General features: G+C 70.3%; 18 protein-coding genes and 2 pseudogenes. 9 read left to right on the top strand and 11 right to left on the bottom strand.

The genetic code is table 11. The annotated features are described in order from the left end of the window. Together ACFC1R_RS33950 and ACFC1R_RS33945 are read left to right on the top strand one after the other, a co-directional pair. Positions 1-240 (top strand): hypothetical protein, encoded by a 240-nt coding sequence (locus tag ACFC1R_RS33950; RefSeq protein WP_375945346.1) that lies wholly within the window; start codon positions 1-3, stop codon positions 238-240. Continuing rightward, on the top strand, positions 192-494 hold the full coding sequence (locus ACFC1R_RS33945) for an FAD-dependent monooxygenase (RefSeq protein WP_375945344.1): 303 nt from the start codon (positions 192-194) through the stop codon (positions 492-494). The genes ACFC1R_RS33950 and ACFC1R_RS33945 overlap by 49 nt, the downstream gene beginning before the upstream one ends. Before the next feature lie 56 nt (positions 495-550). Here ACFC1R_RS33945 and ACFC1R_RS33940 read toward each other — a convergent pair whose 3' ends face one another. Further along, positions 551-715: a hypothetical protein gene (locus tag ACFC1R_RS33940; RefSeq protein WP_375945342.1), complete on the bottom strand. Its 165-nt coding sequence runs from the start codon at positions 713-715 to the stop codon at positions 551-553. 2 nt (positions 716-717) lie between these two features. On the opposite strand from ACFC1R_RS33940, the gene ACFC1R_RS33935 reads away from it, so the two are divergent. Continuing rightward, complete coding sequence (locus ACFC1R_RS33935) at positions 718-1,176, top strand: hypothetical protein (protein ID WP_375945340.1); 459 nt, start codon at positions 718-720, stop codon at positions 1,174-1,176. A 277-nt stretch (positions 1,177-1,453) separates the two neighbouring features. Beyond that, positions 1,454-1,591, top strand: coding sequence for a hypothetical protein (locus ACFC1R_RS33930; protein WP_375945338.1), 138 nt, complete (start codon positions 1,454-1,456; stop codon positions 1,589-1,591). Positions 1,592-2,315: 724 nt separating this feature from the next. Here ACFC1R_RS33930 and ACFC1R_RS33925 read toward each other — a convergent pair. Then, positions 2,316-2,876 (bottom strand): hemerythrin domain-containing protein, encoded by a 561-nt coding sequence (locus ACFC1R_RS33925; protein ID WP_375945336.1) that lies wholly within the window; start codon positions 2,874-2,876, stop codon positions 2,316-2,318. Between the two features lie 167 nt (positions 2,877-3,043). After that, positions 3,044-4,066: a YihY/virulence factor BrkB family protein gene (locus ACFC1R_RS33920; protein WP_375945334.1), complete on the bottom strand. Its 1,023-nt coding sequence runs from the start codon at positions 4,064-4,066 to the stop codon at positions 3,044-3,046. Between the two features lie 775 nt (positions 4,067-4,841). Here ACFC1R_RS33920 and ACFC1R_RS33915 point away from each other — a divergent pair. Then, a complete protein-coding gene (locus ACFC1R_RS33915) occupies positions 4,842-5,045 on the top strand; it encodes a hypothetical protein (protein ID WP_375945332.1) in 204 nt (67 codons plus the stop codon). Between the two features lie 173 nt (positions 5,046-5,218). Continuing rightward, the gene (locus ACFC1R_RS33910) at positions 5,219-6,316 is read left to right on the top strand and encodes a glutamate--cysteine ligase (RefSeq protein ID WP_375945330.1); all 1,098 of its coding nucleotides are present in this window, start codon (positions 5,219-5,221) and stop codon (positions 6,314-6,316) included. 261 nt (positions 6,317-6,577) lie between these two features. On the opposite strand, the pseudogene ACFC1R_RS33905 reads toward ACFC1R_RS33910, so the two are convergent. After that, a pseudogene (locus tag ACFC1R_RS33905) lies at positions 6,578-7,526 on the bottom strand (TIGR03557 family F420-dependent LLM class oxidoreductase). Between the two features lie 1,131 nt (positions 7,527-8,657). Here ACFC1R_RS33905 and ACFC1R_RS33900 point away from each other — a divergent pair. From ACFC1R_RS33900 to ACFC1R_RS33890, 3 genes are all read left to right on the top strand, one after another. Next, positions 8,658-9,281, top strand: a complete 624-nt coding sequence (locus ACFC1R_RS33900) for a hypothetical protein (protein ID WP_375945328.1) — start codon at positions 8,658-8,660, stop codon at positions 9,279-9,281. After that, entirely contained in the window at positions 9,268-10,323 is a 1,056-nt protein-coding gene (locus ACFC1R_RS33895) for an SRPBCC family protein (protein ID WP_375945326.1), read from the top strand. The genes ACFC1R_RS33900 and ACFC1R_RS33895 overlap by 14 nt, the downstream gene beginning before the upstream one ends. 83 nt (positions 10,324-10,406) lie before the next feature. Beyond that, positions 10,407-10,907: a hemerythrin domain-containing protein gene (locus ACFC1R_RS33890; protein ID WP_375945324.1), complete on the top strand. Its 501-nt coding sequence runs from the start codon at positions 10,407-10,409 to the stop codon at positions 10,905-10,907. A gap of 240 nt (positions 10,908-11,147) precedes the next feature. On the opposite strand, the gene ACFC1R_RS33885 is transcribed toward ACFC1R_RS33890, so the two are convergent. From ACFC1R_RS33885 to ACFC1R_RS33855, 7 genes and pseudogenes are all read right to left on the bottom strand, one after another. Next, entirely contained in the window at positions 11,148-11,423 is a 276-nt protein-coding gene (locus tag ACFC1R_RS33885) for a hypothetical protein (RefSeq protein WP_375945322.1), read from the bottom strand. 693 nt (positions 11,424-12,116) lie between these two features. Then, positions 12,117-12,464, bottom strand: coding sequence for a PRC-barrel domain-containing protein (locus tag ACFC1R_RS33880; RefSeq protein WP_375945321.1), 348 nt, complete (start codon positions 12,462-12,464; stop codon positions 12,117-12,119). A gap of 342 nt (positions 12,465-12,806) precedes the next feature. Next, a pseudogene (locus ACFC1R_RS33875) lies at positions 12,807-13,050 on the bottom strand (IS630 family transposase); the annotation flags it as partial. A 53-nt stretch (positions 13,051-13,103) separates the two neighbouring features. Beyond that, positions 13,104-13,247: a hypothetical protein gene (locus tag ACFC1R_RS33870; protein WP_375945319.1), complete on the bottom strand. Its 144-nt coding sequence runs from the start codon at positions 13,245-13,247 to the stop codon at positions 13,104-13,106. 501 nt (positions 13,248-13,748) lie between these two features. Further along, positions 13,749-14,102 carry an STAS domain-containing protein gene (locus ACFC1R_RS33865; protein WP_375945317.1) on the bottom strand — a complete coding sequence of 118 codons (354 nt, stop codon included), beginning with the start codon at positions 14,100-14,102 and terminating at the stop codon, positions 13,749-13,751. After that, positions 14,099-14,338, bottom strand: coding sequence for a DUF6296 family protein (locus ACFC1R_RS33860; protein WP_375945315.1), 240 nt, complete (start codon positions 14,336-14,338; stop codon positions 14,099-14,101). The genes ACFC1R_RS33865 and ACFC1R_RS33860 overlap by 4 nt, the downstream gene beginning before the upstream one ends. Positions 14,339-14,506: 168 nt before the next feature. Beyond that, positions 14,507-14,857 carry a hypothetical protein gene (locus ACFC1R_RS33855; protein ID WP_375945313.1) on the bottom strand — a complete coding sequence of 117 codons (351 nt, stop codon included), beginning with the start codon at positions 14,855-14,857 and terminating at the stop codon, positions 14,507-14,509. Positions 14,858-15,268 lie beyond the last annotated feature (411 nt).

The raw sequence follows: 15,268 nt of genomic DNA, 5'->3' as shown, positions 1-15,268 counted from the left end.
GTGACCGGGCTCTCCCGGCACTGCCAGCACCTGTGGCCCAGCGCGGAGGGCGGCCTGCTGTCGCTGTTCCCCCTGCCCGGCACCGACCTGTGGCAGTTCCAGGCGTCCATCCCCGCCGACCAGGCCGAGCCCGAAGCGCCGTCCCTGGACCTGTTCCGCCGCATCTTCGCCACCCGCGACGGCGTACCGGGGTGGACATCCAGGACGTCGAATGGCTCTCCCTCTACAAGGTCAACGTGATGCTGGCCGACCACTACCGCGCCGGTCGGATCTTCCTGGCCGGAGACGCAGCGCACATCCACTCACCAACCGGCGGCCAGGGCATGAACACCGGCGCCCAGGACGCCTACAACCTCGGCTGGAAGCTCGCCGCCGTCCTCAAAGGCGCCGACCCGCTTCTGCTCGACACCTACGAGGACGAGCGCCGTGCGGTCAAGCTGGGCGGTCATCGCATCCACGGCCCCGAAGGCGAGGGCGCGGGGGCGCGGGAGTGAGCGAGTGAGCGAGTGAGCGAGTGAGCGAACGGTCGGCGCAGCGGGTGATCTGCAGCTCACGCACGCCACACTCGGGGTTCGCTCTCCTGCTGCCCGCCGCCATCACCGTCGACGAACAGCAGCGACGTTCCGACCGCCAGGATCAGGACAGCAGCCACAACGGCTGCTACCTGCCCCACACCGGCACCGGCGGCGAACACACAGACTGCGAAGGACAGCACCTATGACCACCGTAAGGGCCCTCACCGTGCGCCAGCCCTACGCCGACGCCATCGTGTACGGCCCGAAACGGATCGAGAACCGCCCCCGCCCCACCAAGTACCGCGGCCTGCTCCTCATCCACGCCGGCCTGGCCACCTACGAGGGCCTACTCCCGCCAGCGGACCCCGATTGGCCGGACGAGAGAGGCGCCGTCATCGGCAGCGCGCAACTCGTCGGCTGCCACCGAGCCACCGAAGGCTGTTGCCCCGAATGGGGATTCCGTGACAGCTGGCACTGGGAACTCGCCGCCGTCCAGGCTCTTGCCGTGCCTCTTCCCGCAAGAGGAGCGCTCGGCCTGTGGACCCCCAGCGAGGACATCCTCCGGGCCATTCACCAGCAGCACTGTCCCACGCGCGACGAAACCAGAAGCGACTCCCGGCTCGGCTGCCAACCGGACACTGCCCACGGATCGGAGCCCTGAAGCCCGGCACCGGCGCTATGGCCCTCGGACTGGCCGCCACGTCCGCACTGCGCGGCGAGCAGGTCCCGCCCGCCAGACCGGCGGTGCGCCGCAGCCGCCTCTGACCCCGGGCAAGCCGTCTGAACGCGCGCTTCGCCGGGCTGGCTGTGCAGTCGGCCCGGCGGGCGCCTCCGGCGGAGCCCGGGGCCCCGGGGACGGTGGTTCCGGCGGTTGATGGCGGCAGCGGAGCAGTAGCGGGCGCAGGCATTCAGCTTGGCGGACCGCAGCCCGTCAGTACATGCAGCGCAGGACCAAGGAAGGCCTCTCGAAGAAGGAGATCATCCGCTGCCTCAAGCGGTTCATTGCCCGCGAGATCTACCAGCTCCTGACCACCACACGCAGCACTACCACCAAGCAGCTCACAACCGCTGCTTGACATCCATACGAGCATCACCGCCCACCCGATCCTGGGCTGGGGCGGGCGAGGCCGGGAGCGGACGGGGTGACAGGATCAGGCTGATCCTCCCGCACACACCATTGCCCGCGGGGGGAGCGTCGCCTTGACCGATCGCCACCTGCTTGCACCAGACTCCGGCGGTCGGCCCAGGCCGCAACAGTGCAGGCCCCGGACTTCTGTCCGGGGCCTGCGTGCAGTGCGCCTGGCTACTGCTCAGCCAGGCGAAGGGTCAGAAGCGGCTGCGGCGTACCACGCGCCGGGCGGGCGGGACCTGCTCGCCGCGCAGTGCGAGCGCCGCGGTGCGGGTGCGCTCGAGTGAGTTCGCGGACGGCCTGGTGGTCGTCGGCGGTCAGGGTGTAGAGGCCGGCGCGGGCGAGGGCGGTGTAGAGAGGCTGGGCGGCGGTGCGCGACGTCAGCGGTCTGCCGGGCCTGGTGGGCGGCATCGCGATCGCGAGCGCCTGGCGGCCGCCCCAGCAACCGCGGCGGCCGCCAGGGCGCGCGGACAGACACGTCCACAACGACACGTGGTGTGCAGGCCCTGCGGGGTGGTCACCGAGCAGCGGATCAGCGCCGGGGGATGGGCGATGCGGAAGCTGGGGTCCAACTGGGCGGTGCACGGACCAACGGGTGTGAGGTCGTACGCCGCCGTGCTGTCCGGTGTTCGACCAGGGCGCCGACCGGGCACGGGCCCGGGCGGGCCGGGTTAGGACTTGCCGCGGCCGGTGACGAAGTCGCGGGCGCGGTCGACCAGGCCGGCGCCCGGGGCGAGGAGCTTGTTGGCGGGCGGGGTGTCGGGGGCGGAGGGGTGGGGGCGAGTGGGCGCCATCTTCTTCGCGGTGCGGATCCTGTCGCCGAGCTCGTCCAGGTACTGGGGCGAGCAGACCTCGGCCAGGGCGGGGAAGAGCCGGTCCTCCTCGTCGCGCACGTGCTCGCTGACCTCGCCGATCACCCGGGCCACGAGGACGTCGAACCGAGCGTCGCCCACATCGGTGCCTTCGAGGTCCTTCAGGAGCTGCTCGACCCTGGCGTGGTCGGCGATCTCCTTGTCCGCCAACTTCCCACCGCCGGGCACGTGCTCGCGCACTGCGGGGTAGAGGTACTGCTCCTCGGCGACGGAGTGCCGCACCAGCTCGATCGTGAACTCGTCCGCGATCTCGCGGCGGCGCTCGTCGCCGGCGGGCAGGTCCTTGATCCGCTCGAACAGCTCCTCCACCTCGCGGTGGTCGCCGGTCAGCTCCGCGATGACGTTCCCGCTGTGTCCCATACCCGTGCGCCTTTCCTCAAGGTCCTGGTCTGTCCCAGTGCGCGGCTCCCAGACCGCGCCGGCGGCCATCCGTTCCCCGCTCGGGCCGAGGGCGAACACCCGGACGGCACGGGTCACCCGGCCACCCTGCCAGGGCACCGCACCTCGGCGGCGCCGGCGAGCGCTTGTCAGCCTCGGCCGCCGCCGTCCTCGTCGTCCGGCCAGGTGCGGGTGTCGCGCGGCGGTACGTACGGATCCTCGCCCGGCGGCATGCCGCCCTCGATGGCCCGCTCGCGGGCCACCTCGGCATCGAACTCCAGACCGAGCAGAATGGCGAGGTTGGACAGCCACAGCCACACCAGGAACACGATCACCCCGGCAAGGGTCCCGTAGGCCCGGTTGTAGGAACCGAAGTTCGCCACATACGCGGCGAAACCACCGGACAGGACCAGCCACAGCAGCACCGCCAGCACACTGCCCGGCGAGACCCAGCGAAAGCCCCGGCCGCGCACATTGGGCGCCGCCCAGTACAACAAAGCGATCATGAACGACACCAGCGCCACCAGCACCGGCCACTTCGCGATCGACCAAACCGTCACCGCAGTGCGACCGAGCCCGAGAACATCCCCGGCCCGCTCGGCCAACGGGCCGGTGAACACCACAATCACGGCGCTGGCGATCAGCAGCACCATCATCAGCAGCGTCAACCCGACCCGCAGCGGCGTGGTCTTCCACACCGGCCGGCCCTCGCGGATGTCATACACCGCGTTCGCCGCCCGGATGAACGCCGCAATGTACCCGGACGCCGACCACAGCGAACCAGCCAGACCCACCACCGCCAGCACCCCACCCGTGCCGCGGCCAGCCTGCAACTGCCCGACCGCGCTGCGCAGGATCTCGCGCGCCGATCCGGGGGCGAGCTTCTGCAAGTTATCCAGCACCGCGTTGGTAACCGACGAACCGACCAACCCGAGCACCGCCACCAGCACCAGCAGCGCCGGGAACACCGCCAGCACCCCGTAGTACGTCAGCGCGGCGGCCCGGTCCGGCAACTCGTCATCGATGAACTCCCGCCCGGTCCGCTTGAGCACCCCGAGCCAGCCGCGGGCCGGTACCCGCGTCGGTGTATCCGGGCCTTCGTTCGCGGCCTCAGCCGGGCGGCGAGCAGCCCGGTCGGCTTGTTCACCGCGTTCTCTTCGGAACAATCCCATGGGCTGCGTGTTCCCCTCCCCCTCTGGGGACACGCTTCGCGATGTGAGGACCAGTCCGGCCAGCCCTATATGACACCTCGACACACCCTCGTGGCTGCCGCGCGGGCCAGGGAAGAGCCACGAGGGCATCACACCTGGAGACCGTCGGCGTGGGCGGCGGCCTCCAGCACAGGCGCAATGGCCACTTGTCCGACCGTCGACGCCGCGGGGGTGCCCTGCGGCATCGCCCGCGCGGACGGCTGACTTGCCGGGTTCCGGCCGCACCCCGCAGCAAGCACGACCGAACCGGCCGTGATCAGCAGCGGGCGCCGCCCCACGATGGCCAGGTCACGAGGCAAGGCCGCGCCCAACCCAGTCTGAGCCGAATAGGTGACAACTCATCGCACCGCATAACAGATAATGATCTGATATGGAATATACCGGAAAGGTGGAAGGATTTGGGGCTTGGGGATATCCGTTGACACGTCGTGTCCGGAGCTCACCAGCGGCTGGCCGCCCCGGGCGACCTATGCGCCCGGGGCGGAACTCACCGCCCACGCCGACGAACCCCAGCACAGGTCAGCCCGTTCGGCAGCGCATGCGGCGCAGCGGAGGGCGGCCGGACGCCTTTTCCGCCGCCCTCGCTCCCTCCTCGCCGGAGGAAGCTGGTGGCACTGCCCCCGAGACGGCCTGGTATTCTCCGCCCAACGCCGGCGACACGACCACCAACTCTCTCCAGTGTGCACCCGATCATGCGGCGGTGCCGACGTTGGAGAGGACGATCGGCGACTGCAGGTTGCACTCGAGGGACCTGGATGCCTACGCCACCATCGCCGACCCGGTGGCCGGTCTGGATCAGGAGGACGATGACGGCTACACCAAGGGCGAGGACCAGGTCCCGGGCGAACTGCCCGCCGCGCTGGAGTGGGCCGCGCCTGGGTGTGCGTCCTCCAGCAGTCGCTGCCCTGGCCGTTCCGCGATGTCCTGCTGCATTGCGTGAACCGCTCTCCCGGCGCCATGGGACCGGCGCGCGAGCAGCCGCCACCTGATTGCCCAGCCCAGCCAGCCGAGACAGCATCCGCGTACCCGCCCCGGCACCGCAAGGCCGCCCACGGCGGCGGCGGCTCTCTGCGGTGACCGCATGCGCGCGGCGCGCGCGGGTACCTGTGCAGCATGCTGACCCTCGGCATCGAAGAGGAGTACCTCCTGCTCGATGCGGCCACCGGGCGCCCGGTGGCCCGCGCCGCCCAGGTCCGCCAGGCCGCCCGTCTCCAACCCTCGCTGAAGCGCGGCGAGGTCCAGCGCGAACTGCTCCAGGCGCAATTGGAGGTCGCCACCCCCGTCTGCCGTGAGCTGGAGGAGGCTGGCGGGCATTTGCTGCGGATGCGGCTGGCTCTCGGTGAGGCCGCCCGGCAGGAGGGCTGCTGCCTGGCCACGTGCGGTGCGGCACCGTTCACCGATCGTCTGCCGGTCCCGGTGACCGACACCGCCCGCTACCGCGCCATGCACGCCGAGACCCGGCTGCTCACCGACGAGCAGCTGATCACCGGCATGCACGTCCACCTCGGCATCCCCGACCGCGGCGCCGGCGTCACCGTGATGAACGGGCTGCGTGCCTGGCTGCCCCTGCTGATCGCGCTCGCGGCGAATTCACCGCTGTGGCAGAACAGGGACACCGGGTTCGCAAGCTGGCGCACTCTCGTCTTCGGCCGTTGGCCCGTCAGTGGACCGCCGCCGTTCTTCGTCGGCGCCGACGACTACGACCGTCGCACCCGGGCACTGGTCGAGGGCGGGCTGATCCGCGACATCGGGCAGGTCTACTGGCACATCCGCCTGTCCGAGCACTTCCCCACCGTCGAGATCCGCGCCATGGACGTCCAGCTGCGGCCCGACGAAGCGGTGATGCTCGCCGGCGTCGTGCGCGCCCTTGCCACCCGAGCCCTCCGCGACGCGGACGCCGGACAAGTGATCCCGCCCGTCGAGCAGGAGGTTCTCGCGGCTACCGTGTGGCACAGCGCCCGGCACGGCTGCACGGGCACGATGTTCGACCCGCTCTCCGGCCAGCTGACCAACGCCGCCAGCGTGGTGGCCGCCCTGCTGGACCACATCGACCCGATCATCAAGAAGAGTGCGGACCGGCGTCACATCGTCCCCGTGCTGGAGCGCCTGCTGCGCCAGGGCAACGGCGCCGTGCGCCAGCTGCGCCGGCTGCGCACTGCGGGCCGCGACGGTCTCGTGGCGATGCTCACCGACCAGGCCACCGGCGTGTGACGGCCCCTGTTGACCCACCCGTCGATCGGTCCGAGCTCGTCCTCGGCCTGCTGGGCGGCGGCCGCCGCGTCGGCGACGTCCGCCCCGGCGGCGATGACCTTGGCGGCGCCGGCCTGCTCGGCCCCGCACAGCACGCCGTCCGGGCCGGCGCTGACGAACTGCGTGCGCTCGCCGACCAGGGCCGCGAGCAACCGCCGATCGCCGGGCCGCCGACAGCGAACCGCCACCCGCCCAGCCGACCTGACACGAGGGCAGCGGGAGTCAGCCGCGAAGGGCGGGCAGGACCAATTCCCGGTAAGCGTCGAAGAACACTTCCTGGTCCGGGCCGATCTGTCCGACGTAGACCTCGTCGAACCCGGCGCGGGCGCACCGTCTCCACGTGCTCCTCCACCACGTCGCCGCAGGTGACCGCGTCGGCGACCATCTCGCGGGTGACCAGCTCGCTGGCCTGCTCGAAGTGCGCCGGGGTCGGCAGGATCTGGGCGAGTTCGCCGGGCAGCAGCTCGCTCGGCCACAACCGGTGCACGACGTCAACGGCCTTGTCCCGGTTGCTGTTCCAGCACACCTTCACCCCGCCCACCACCTTCTTGCCCGCGCCGCCGCTGTCACGGAAGGCACCCACGAGGTCGGCGTCGGGGGTCATGGTGACGAAGCCGTCCCCGATCCGGCCGGCCAGCTCGGCGGCCTTCGGCCCGAACGCGGACACATAGACCGGCAGCGGCTGCTCAGGGGCGCTGTAGAGACGGGCGGTGTCTACGGTGTAGTGCCAGCCGCGGTGGCTGACCTGCTCGCCGGTGAACAGCTTGCGCATCACGCCGATCGCTTCCTCCAGCATCTCGGCCCGCGCCTCGAACGACGGCCACCCGTCGCCGTGGAAGTGCTCGTTCAGCGCCTCCCCCGTCCCGACACCCAGGGCGAACCGGCCGCCGAGCAGCACGCTGGAGGTGGCGGCGGCCTGCGCGGTCACCGCCGGGTGCAGCCGCACCGTCGGGCAGGTCACCAGGGTGGTGACCGGCAGGTCCACCGCCTGGGACAGCGCGCCGATCATCGACCACACGAACGCGCTGTTGCCCTGCGCGTCGTTCCACGGATGGAAGTGATCGGAGATCGCCAGCCTCGTGAACCCCGCCTCCCCGGCACGACGGGCCTGATCAATCAACTCGGCCGGGGTGAACTCCTCACACGACAGGAAGTAGCCGTACTCGATCATCGCGATCCTGCTCCGCGCCCAAAGCTCTACCCCCTCTTCCGTCCAAGCGGGTGCGGCTACCCCGGGCCGTACCCGGGCACCACGCTAAGAGCCGCACTTCCTTCAGCCGCCATGACCGCGCCGCAGGGACGCCGCCGCTGCCACGAACGGGCCACCCGGCGCACGAGCCGGTCCGGTCAGCCGGGCGCGCGGTGTCATCGGCGCCGCTGCTCAACGCGGCCGGCGGTCTCGACCGGTCAGCACGATGCCGTCCGGGAGCTAGGTGACGGGCTTCGTCGTGGAGCGCACGGTGGTCGTCCTGATCCGCTTCCCGTGGTCCTCGATTCACCCGTTGCCGACAGATTCCGTGACAGCTGGCACTGGGAACTCGCTGACATCCAGGCTCTTGCCGCGCCTCTTCCGGCAAGAGGAGCGCTCGGTCTGTGGGCCCCCAGCGAGGACATCCTCCGGGCCATTCGCCAGCAACGCTGTCCCACGCGCGACGAAACCTGAAGCGACTCCCGGGTCGGCGGCCAGCCGGACACTGCCCACGGATCGGAGCCATGAACTCCCGGAGCCTTCGCGGGCAGGTCCACGGGCCCGGGTTCCGTGCTCATTGCCTGCGGCCATCTGCCTGCTCCGAAATCGGAGGCGTCTCGGTTGCGCTCACAAGCGCTGACTTCACTCCCGACCGCCATTCTCCCCTGACCGACCCGGCGCGCAGCCGCGCATGTCCGATGTGCGGGAGGACCCGCGACACCTCCTCCGGATACCCGGCGAGGACGCGGCTCGCAGACACGGCTCCGCCGCAGGGAGTCCCATGCCTCGCATGCGCCCACCGAGCTGACTGCCCAGACTGGAGGTACGGCTCGGGGTTCCGAGGTCCGAGGGTGCAGGCGCGTTGTGCCGCGAAGCCACCTCATGGCCGATTGAGTCCGGGGGTGACGGAACGTCATGACGACCATATGCGCCGGGGTGGATCAGGCTCCAGCGGGCACATCGGGCATCTCCGGCGTTCGCCGGGAGCATGGTGTCGCGGTCGGAACAACGTACGCTCGCCTGGCTCCTGTCGCGGGCACGGGCCCTCGCGCCGTGTGTGCCCCCTCGACGTAGTGCCCGATCAGGAGAGCAAGGGCCTGAAGGGAAGAGCTCATGGACAACGTCACCAAGGTCGCTGTGGCTGCTGCGGTCGCCGGCGGATACGTGCTCGGACGTGCGAAAAAGGGGCGGCTGGCGTTCGCCGCCGCGACGTACATCGCCGGCCGGCGGTTCAGGCTCGATCCGCAGCAACTTGCCACCGAGGGGCTCCGGAAGTTGGGTGAGGTACCCCAGGTTGCGGAACTCAACCAGCAGATCAGGGGGGAACTGCTGGAGGCGGGTAAGCGCGCGGTGGTCGCCGCGGTCAACCGGCGCGTCGGGGAGCTCGCGGACTCGCTGCGTGATCGCACCCTGAACATCGGCAAGCCGAAGCCCGAGGACCAGGAGCCGGAGGACGAGGAAGAGGGCCAGGAGCCGGAGGACGAGGAAGAGGAGGAGGACGAGGAAGAGACGCGTAAGGAGCGTGCTCCCCGGCGCCGCAGCACTACGCGCGGTGAACGCCCGGGCGGTCGGGCCTCCCGGGTCGCCCCCAAGGCCCCGGCCAAGAAAGGCCGGAGGACCGAAGGCGCCCGCTCCCGCGAAGAAGACCACTGCCACGAAGACGGGGGCCAAGAAGACCCCATCGGGCACGCCCTCCTCGCGCTTGACCCGCAGGAGGTAGGCCATGGCCACCAATGATCGGGAGGACCGTGGATCCGCCGACACCTCTGGTTTCGACAAGCTGCGGGAAGAAGCGGTCCACTACCTCGGCGCCCAGCTCGAGAATCTGGTCGAAAAGGCCGGCAACCAGGTCTCCGGCCTCACGAGTCAGCTCGGCGAGGCCGCCGAGAACGGCGGCGTTCTGCCCAAGGTCGGCGCCCGTGCGCTGCAGGGCGACTCACCGCTCAAGGCCTTCGCTGGGGAGAAGGTGAAGAGCGTCAAAGACAACGTCGTCGACAAGGTCAAGGGGGCATTCGGCGGCGGCAAGCCCGGGCGGAAGTCCGGGAAGAAGCCGATGAACATCATCGAGGCCCTGGACGTCGGTGTACCCCTGCGCACCGCCTACGACCACTGGACGAAGTACGAGGACTTCAGCGGCTTCGCCAAGGGTGTGCAGAGCGTTTCCCAGGGCGACGAGGTCACCACGGACTGGAAGGTCAAGGTCGGGCCTTCCAAGCGCAGTTTCAAGGCCACCGTCCAGGAACAGGTGCCGGACGAGCGCATCGTGTGGACCTCGGAAGGCGCGAAGGGGAGCACCCGTGGCGCGGTCAGCTTCCACGAGATCACTCCCACGCTCACCCGCATCGTTCTCGTCGTCGAGTACTACCCGGCGGGCTTTTTCGAGAAGACCGGGAACATCTGGCGTGCCCAAGGCCGCCGCCTGCGGCTGGACTTCAAGAACTTCCAGCGCTACGTCTCACTCACCAATGACGAGGCCGAGGGCTGGCGCGGGGAGATCCGCGACGGCGAGGTCGTCAAGACCCACGACGAGGCCCTCGAAGAAGAGGAAGAGGCCACCGATCAGGACGGGCAGGAGGACGACGAAGGGGAGTCCGAGGAGGACGCCGACCGGGAGCAGGAGGACCAGCAGAGTGAGGACGAGGAGGACGAGCCCGAGGACGGCTACGACGAGGAGGACGAGGACAACCCCGAGGACGACGGGTACGACCAGGACAACCCGGAGGACGACGGGTACGACGAGGACTTTGAGGAGGACGACGATGACCGGGTCCGTCGCTGACCGTTGACGGCCGGGCCCGGCTCGGCGACGAAGGTCACTGGGGCCGGCCCGCGACCTGGCCAACCTGGAATGGAGGAGTGAACATGTCTACCGACGCCATCGTTCTGCTCAAGGAGGATCACAAAGAGGTGCGCCGGCTCTTCCGGGAGTTCGGGTCCGCCGATGCGGAGAAGACCGAGGTCAAGGCGGACCTCGTGAGCCGGATCGTGGAAGCGCTGACGGTTCACGCCTACATCGAGAACGAGGTCATGTATCCGACGGTCCGCGAACGCGTTCCCGACCTGGAGCGGGACATCCTGGAGTCTTACGAGGAACACCACGTCGCCGACCTCCTGTGCGCCGAGCTCGATGCGATGACGCCCGACGACGAACGGTTCGACGCAAAGGCCACCGTGCTCATCGAGACGGTCGGCCACCACATCCAGGAGGAGGAGAACGACTGGTTCCCCAAGGTGCGCGAGGCCTTGGGCCGCAAGGAGCTCCAGGAGATCGGGGCCCGGATGCTGGAAGCCCGTGCGACGGCACCGCACCGCCCCGAACAGCCGGGCTCGCTCAGGAAGGCAGCCGACGCGATCCTCGGGTGACGCTTCGCCGGACCTCGTCATCGGATTCCTCACCACTCCATCCTCTGGATCACCAGGACAAGAAGGCTGGTCCGCCGAGGTCCGCAAGACCGTGGGCGGCGGTAATCGCCCGGTCGAGCGGCGATAGCAGCCGATCCCCGGTGGCCAGCCTATGAGGGGGCGTGCAGCGAGCCGGGCTGGGACCGCCTGTACACAGCGACCGGACCAGGTCCGCCAGGTCACGAAGGCGCCCGGACGGTGTCAGGCGTGGCCGAGGTGGGCGAAGTGCGGTGGTCCATCGCCGACATGGAGGGTGACGTCCAGGGGCGGGAGCAGCCACCGGACGAGCTGGCGCGAGGGGTGCGGCTGGTGGGGCGCGTGGGGGAAGTGGCTGGGGAGGGCGGCCGCGACGGTGCGTGCCTGGTCGTCGTCCAGCGGCACGGTGACATACCGGTGCTCGGCCCAGGTGACCAGGAGCCGCTCGGGGCGGCCGACGGTGCCGAGGATGCCGACGGCATGGGCATGCTGCGTGTCCATGGGCTCCTCACCGGGGTCGGCCAAGTCGTCCGTGCGGCCCGGATTAGGCGCCTTCCCCCCGGGTCGGCGGCATGCTCCCACGCCGATAAGCCACATCGCAACCATCCGCCTCGCGGCCGCCGGCACGCACCCCGGACGACGGCGCTCTCGTCGTCGGTGTCGGCGTGCCGGTCGGCGATCCGTAGCTCGTCCCGGGCAGCGGCCAGGTCCTGGTCGATGGCGTCCAGGGTGAGCCCGGCCGCCCGGCGGCGGATGCGGGTGCGGATGTCGCCGAGCAGGCGGTGCTCCCGGCCGCCGGGCTCATCCTCGTCGCTGCTCTGGTCGTCGTCGGGGTGGGCGGGGTGCTGAGCGAAGGCGGCGTGCAGCGTCGCTCCTGCCTCCCACGCTCGGCGTGCAGGACGGGCTGCATCCGGCCGTCTCTGTCCCGGGTGACGACGAGTCGGCCCTCCACCAGAGTGGCCCAGCCGTCGACACCAGGCCGTCGATGTCCTTCTCCACCCAGCCGCGGGCCGCCGCCGTGATGGAGCGTGCGGATACCGTCGTGGCCACTCCAGAGCAGCCAGAAAGCGCCGCGCACCGGGAGTCGAGGGAGGCCGTCACCTATGGATGGCGGCCTCCGGCGTTGCGGGGTGTGGGCGGGCGTCAGTCGTGTCCGAGGCGGGCATCGATGACGAGCCGCAGCACGGAGACTGGTCAGCTGTGACCCTGGCCGTAGTACTGGCCGATCCGGTCGCGGTAACCGCTGTCGCCGCGGTGCATGTCCTTGTCGTACTCCGGGGCGTGCTTGATCTGGTCCTTGGTGCGGTTGACGTGGATCTTCTCGTCCTTGGTGTCGACGCGCATGATGGTGCCCGCCGGCAGCAGGACGTGCTTGCCGAAGATCCACGGCCCGGTGTCGACCACGATGTAGGAGGAGCCGACCTCCTCGGTGGCCTCGTCGACCTTGCCGATGTGGCCATCGGTGGCCTCGACCTTGAACCCGGTCAGGTTCACACCGGGCGTGTACTGCGACGCGGGACTGTAGCTCCACAGGTCGGTCACGGGGATTTCCTCGTCTCTGGACGCGGCGGTCGCCGCTGCCCTGTCGGGGTGCGGGTGAGCAGAAGACCTGCCCGGCCGTCACACCCGGCCCGGTCCTCTCGCCCCAGCGATCCTCACCCGCCGCAGCAGCCCGGACCACGGGTACTGCGCCGTCCGGCCCAGCCGTCACCCAGCCCGCCGCACCTGTACCCGGGGCGGAGAACAAGACCGCCCCGCGACGGCCGGCGAGATCGTCGCCCAGGCGTCCTCCTGCCCCTTCCCCCGTCTTCCCTAGCCCTGGCCACCGAACTGTCCCGAACACGACCGCGCCGGCGGCATTACCCGTTCAGCGTGTCTCCTCCGGTAGAGCGATTCGAAGCCGTCCGCGTTGAAGTTGTGGATCACATCCCGGACCCGGTCCGCGCCGGTGAACGTCACCTAGGCGATCTTCGCCATGGGCATTCCCTGGGCTGGCAGCAGCACCACGACAGCAGCACCATCTGGGCCCGCCGCCAGGTCACCACCGACCCGGTGCCCCTGCGGACGATCCGCAACAACCGCCGCCCTCGCCATCATCAACCTCACGGACCCTTACTCGTTCTGCCATGCACCAACAGCCTCGCGTCAGGAGCGGACGGGGACAGGAGCCTTCGCTGTGCGCTACCTGGCGCGGCGCCGCCGTAGCTCCTCCAGCCACTCCCGTACCTGCTCGTCGTTGTGCAGGTACGGTTCCTCGGGCCCCGGCCGCAAATCGACCCCGTGGAGGCGCTCCAGCGCCCACAGCGACAGGTCGTCCCATTCCAATTCGTCATCAAGGAACCAACGCCCGGCCCACCGGTCGGCTGCATCCCGGCTTACGCGTCCGTCGGCCACAGCAGAGAACCACAACTCGATCTCGTCCAGGTCTGGCTGATCTCTTCCACTCACGGCCTCACCGTATCCAGAACAGGGCAAAGGTTGTCTGACGCGGCAATAGTTCGCGGTAGACGCGGCCCGGCTGGGGGCCGGGGTCGGGGTGGTTCGCTCCGTAGACCAGCCCGCAACAGCGTTCGTCGCCCATACCGGTCAGCATCCCATCCGACACCGGGAGGCCGTCCCCCAACCGGTGACGGCCTCCCACCTGCCGGTCAGCCAGAAGACCTCATCGGAGCCTGGCGCCAGTGCTCGGGATGGGCGGCCGCCGCGGGTACGGGAGAGACCACGGCCGCCGCCGGTCGGATCCCGCTCGACGAGTCCAGTAGCAGGACGGGACCCTGTGCCACGGCAGAACCGGCAGACCGGGAAGGCACGGGCAGTCGGCCGCAGCTACACCGGCGGACCAGGGTCGATCTTGAGCACCTGGTCCGCCCCGGTGACCTCCAGAAGCCGGAGCAGCTGCGGCGGTGGTGCCGACAGGTGCAGGTCGACGTCGGCCTGCTCGGCGAGCAGCCGGGCGCGGAGGAAGAGGTGGATCCCGGCCAAGTCGCAGAAGGCGATCGCGTGGCAGTCGAGGATGACGGTGGTGACGCCGGGCTCCTCGATCGCCTGGAGCAGTTCGGTGCGCAGGTGGGGTGCGGTGTCCTGGGCGAGGTCGCCGGCCGGGGTGAGCACGCGGCATCCGGGGGTGGGTGCGTGGGTGTGAACGGTCAGCTGGGGGGCGGGCCCTGTGGGTGGGGTCATGGCAGGACCACGGCGGTCACCGGCTGCTCCGTCGGGACGCTGTCGGTGTCCAGGAGGCGGGCGACACCGAGGTGCTCGATCACCGCGCGCACCGCACCGTCCGGGTCTTCGTAAACCGGCAGACCCGCGACCGTGTCTGAGGTCCGGTGCACCACCACGACCCGCGGCGTGGCGTGCATGACCGCCACGCCTTCGGCCGGCAGGAGCAGCGCGTAGCGCTGCACGACAGCATCCATCCCCCGATCCTGCCCCCACCCGGCCGCCCGCGCCGCCCGGCCGGGAGCAGCGCTGCCGGGAGCAGCGCACCGGATCGCACACCACCGCGCGCTTTTACGGCAGCACCGGCAAATGACCAGGCGTGGTCCGCGGCGGCTGCGACCCCGTTGCGGCGGATCCCCTCGGTGTCAGTGGCCCGAGGTGGGGCTGTCGGGTTCCTGCGGATCGATACCTGTGTGGGCCCGTTCGGTGCGGCCGCCGCTGGGACGGCCGGACGGTCCTTGAGGGCCCAGGTCGTACGAGTGCTTCGACGGCCCCTGTTCCTCACCGCGGCGCCCTGTGCTCTCCACGGTGTCCCCGGGGACCTCGCGCTCTTCCTCGGCGGCCTTCTCACGACCCGGGCCAGGAGCGGGCGCGTACTTGCCCGGTTCGAACGAACGGTGCGCGCTGTCGTTGGGCTCCTGGTGCTCGGCGTCGACGTCCGGTCCCCAGCCGGGCTGGTCCGCTCCATCGAACCGGCTGCTCTGGCCTTCCTCCATGCTCGGACGCGTCTTCTCCGCTCACGATCATCACCTGCCAAATTTTGGTGCGCTCCCGCTCTTCGGTCGCACCTCGCACCTGGCCAATCCCCACGCCCACACACGCCGCAGGCTCGTTTCTGAGCGGCCGCACCGGCAGGGCGGGCGCGTAGGCGTGCACGGCGTTGACAGCCGGCGGCCGGTGGCGGGGTCGCCCTCGATCCGGTGGAGTACAGGTCGATCTGCGGCAACGGTGCGGATCAGCCGGCTGTCGGGGCTGGTGCTTCGGTCCGGTGCGCAGCGCCTCCAGCGCCTGGTCGGCGCCGAGCTCCATGGCGCCCAGGCCGGGACTCGGTGGCGGTGGCCACCGCCACCGAGTCCCGGCCTGGGCGGGCGGCCGGGGTCTACCCGGGGAGGTAGACCCGCGCTGCG

The sequence above is a fragment of the Kitasatospora sp. NPDC056138 genome (assembly GCF_042264695.1).
Lineage (GTDB): Bacteria > Actinomycetota > Actinomycetes > Streptomycetales > Streptomycetaceae > Kitasatospora.
This window is presented reverse-complemented; position numbering and strand designations above follow the sequence as displayed.